The organism is Pseudoduganella sp. RAF53_2, assembly GCF_052113985.1.
Lineage (GTDB): Bacteria > Pseudomonadota > Gammaproteobacteria > Burkholderiales > Burkholderiaceae_D > Rugamonas.
Genome location: NZ_JBFRDW010000719.1, coordinates 1 through 2,890, shown reverse-complemented (window position 1 = coordinate 2,890; position 2,890 = coordinate 1). Strand labels below are relative to the sequence as shown.

Here is a 2,890-nt window from a genome sequence, read left to right as displayed (position 1 = left end):
AACAGTGGCACCTGGATGGTGAACTGCTTGGCTTCGATCGCGTTTTCGATCTTGGCTTCTTTCATCACGTTACCGGAGGTGTTGCCCTTCACTGCTGGCTCCGAGTAAACGATCTGGCGAGCGATGGTGATTGGCAGTTCAACGGAGATTGCCTTGCCGTCGTAGAACACGGCTTCGCATCCCATGCCATCCTTCAGGAAGTTGATGGCTTCGCCCATGTTTTCTTCTTCGATTTCGTACTGGTTGTACTCTTCGTCCATGAAGACGTACAGCGGATCAGCGAAGTACGAGTAGGTCACTGGCTTCTTGTCCAGAACTACAACGTCGAACTTGTCGTCGCCGCGGAACACGTTTTCCAGCGGAGCGTTGGTCAGCAGGTTCTTCATCTTCCACTTGTAGGTGAAGCCGGTACGGGAGGAACCGTTGACGTCGGAGCGCAGCACGATGAACGGCTTGCTATCGACCATGATGATGTTGCCGACACGAATTTCTTTTGCTGGTTTCATAAAAACTCTACGCTTATAAAGGGGGGTTGCAGTAACCGATCATTATAGCTCACTTTTCTCATTAGGCGTACTGGAGGGATCGGGCAAACTCCAGTAAATTAGTGGCGAGGTCCCCATGGGACCGCATCTGTTGCTGCCAGTCGACAGCGCGCTGGGACAAGGGTCCCAGGTCGCCCATCAGGGCGCTCCACAGCGCCTGCCAATCGTGGCCTTCGCTGGCGCCGTTCCAGGCAAGTGAGAATTCCGGCAGGCTGGCATTTCCAGCCGCATAAGGTTGCAGGAAAGCCCGCAGCTTCTTGTGGTGCAGATTTTCGTCCTGGAAATATATGTGCCAGACAAAGGGATGACAAGCCCACTGCGCGCGCACCCAGGAATCTTCCCCACGCACGAAGTTCAGATCGCACGACCACAGCAGCTTGTCGTACTCAGTCTGCGGCACGAAGGGAATCACACGCACCGTCAGCGCGCCATGCGTGCGTGCTGCGCCCGCGCTGGCGTCCCCACCGAGGTACTGGCGCACGGCCGCATCGGCCACGCCTTCAGGCACCAGACAAGTGATGGCATCGCCGCCCGCCGCCCAGGCAGCGAACAACTCAGCGACCGGCGCGTGCGGATAGCAGAACAGCGAGACTTTCAGCGCGGCCTGTTCTTCCGACGTAACGCCTAGGCGCGACAGCAAGGCGGTCGCGTCGTCGGCCGACCAGGCGGCGCGCTGCGCAGCGAGGTCACGCTCGACCAGCAGCCCACCGGTTTTATCGGTAAACCCGGGGAAGAAGAAATGCTTGGTCAGCGGGAAGCGCGGGTGCATGGACGGCAGGCGGTGGCAGCCCTCCACCCACTCCTCAGCAGTCAGCCCTTCCAGGTTGAACCAAACGGGCTTGCTTGCGCGCTGCGCCATGGCTTCCACGTAGCCGGGCGGGATATCGACGGCAAAGAATTCGATGACGATGTCGGCCACATCGTCCGGCGTGAAGACGCCATTCTGATCAAGCCAGTGGCGCACGGTCACGCCATGTACGGTTTGCGTTTCAGCGGCGGTATCGACTTCCGGGCAGATGCGGCGAAAGCTTGCCAGATCGTCCACCCACAACGTGACGGCAACGCCGTGCTCATGCCGGAGCTGCTTCGAGAGCCGCCAGCAAATACCGATGTCGCCAAAGTTGTCGACAACTTTGCAGAAAATGGCAAGAGTGTTGGTCAATGCGAGAGGAAGGAAGTGTTTTGGCGTCCCCACGGGGATTCGAACCCCGGTACTCACCGTGAAAGGGTGATGTCCTAGGCCTCTAGACGATGGGGACCGGGACGTGCACTACGCTGATAGATTTGACTTGGCGTCCCCACGGGGATTCGAACCCCGGTACTCACCGTGAAAGGGTGATGTCCTAGGCCTCTAGACGATGGGGACGTCGTAAAAGCGTGGCGGCATTGTAGCAGCATGCCTCCCGCAAATCAAGATTGCGTTCAATCAGCTGAAGAACGCTTGCCGGATCAGATAAGTGTAATCGGATTCCATTGCCATCAGCGCGCATAACACCAGCAGCGCTGCCGGCGGGACGAGAATCACACAGATCAGGGCGACCCGCTCCCATTTCAGGTGCATGAAGAAGGCGACAATAAAACCCGCCTTCAGCACCATCAGAATCAGGATCAAAGTCCAGCGCAGATAGCCCTGCACGTGAAAGAAGTCGACCAGGTAGGAGAAGGTGCTCAGCACAAAGAGCAGAATCCAGATCTTGAAGTAGATGCTGATCGGGTGCTGGGTTGTCGTTGCGCCGGACATGATCGCCTCCTACCACAGATAGAACAATGCAAAGATGAACACCCATACAAGATCGACAAAGTGCCAATACAGGCCCGCAATCTCGACGATGTCATAACCCCGCTTCTCGTAATAGCCCGACATCACGCGCTTCGCAACAATCGACAAATAAATCACGCCCGCCGATACGTGCAGCCCGTGGAAGCCGGTAATCATGAAGAAGCAGGAACCGAATTGCGCCGCGCCCATGGGATTACCCCACGGCCGCACGCCTTCGTGAATCAGCTTGGTCCACTCGAAGGCCTGCATGCTGACGAACATTGCGCCGAACAAGGCCGTCACCAGCATCAGCACGCCCGCTTTCTTGCGGTCGCGCYGGTAGCCATAGTTGACCGCCATCGCCATGGTGCCGCTGCTGGTGATCAGCACGAAGGTCATGATCGCAATCAGCAGCAAAGGCAAATCGGTGCCGTTGATGTTGAGCGAGAAGACTTCGCTGGGATTGGGCCAGGCCGCCGTTTCCGCCATGCGCACCGACATATAGCCGGTGAGGAAAGTGCCGAAGATGAAGGTGTCGCTGAGGAGGAAGATCCACATCATGGCCTTGCCCCACGGGACGTGGAAC

Annotated in this window: 4 protein-coding genes and 2 tRNA genes; all 6 read right to left on the bottom strand. The window is 57.7% G+C overall.

Annotated features, from left to right (window positions below; genetic code table 11):
• A partial coding sequence (locus tag AB4Z11_RS28405; RefSeq protein ID WP_442029175.1) for an elongation factor P occupies positions 1 to 506 on the bottom strand: 506 nt, incomplete at its 3' end.
• A gap of 61 nt (positions 507 to 567) precedes the next feature.
• A complete protein-coding gene (gene earP / locus AB4Z11_RS28400; protein WP_442029174.1) occupies positions 568 to 1,707 on the bottom strand; it encodes an elongation factor P maturation arginine rhamnosyltransferase EarP in 1,140 nt (379 codons plus the stop codon).
• A 21-nt stretch (positions 1,708 to 1,728) separates the two neighbouring features.
• Positions 1,729 to 1,804, bottom strand: a tRNA-Glu gene (locus AB4Z11_RS28395).
• Positions 1,805 to 1,835: 31 nt separating this feature from the next.
• Positions 1,836 to 1,911, bottom strand: a tRNA-Glu gene (locus tag AB4Z11_RS28390).
• A 60-nt stretch (positions 1,912 to 1,971) separates the two neighbouring features.
• On the bottom strand, positions 1,972 to 2,286 hold the full coding sequence (locus tag AB4Z11_RS28385; RefSeq protein ID WP_442029173.1) for a cytochrome C oxidase subunit IV family protein: 315 nt from the start codon (positions 2,284 to 2,286) through the stop codon (positions 1,972 to 1,974).
• Positions 2,287 to 2,295: 9 nt separating this feature from the next.
• Positions 2,296 to 2,890, bottom strand: a 595-nt coding sequence (locus tag AB4Z11_RS28380; RefSeq protein ID WP_442029172.1) for a heme-copper oxidase subunit III family protein, incomplete at its 5' end; no start/stop codon positions are given.

Coding starts and splice junctions, on each gene's coding strand:
- AB4Z11_RS28385 (WP_442029173.1), bottom strand. CDS start 2,286: ATGTCCGGCGCAACGACAACCCAGCACCCGATCAGCATCTACTTCAAG.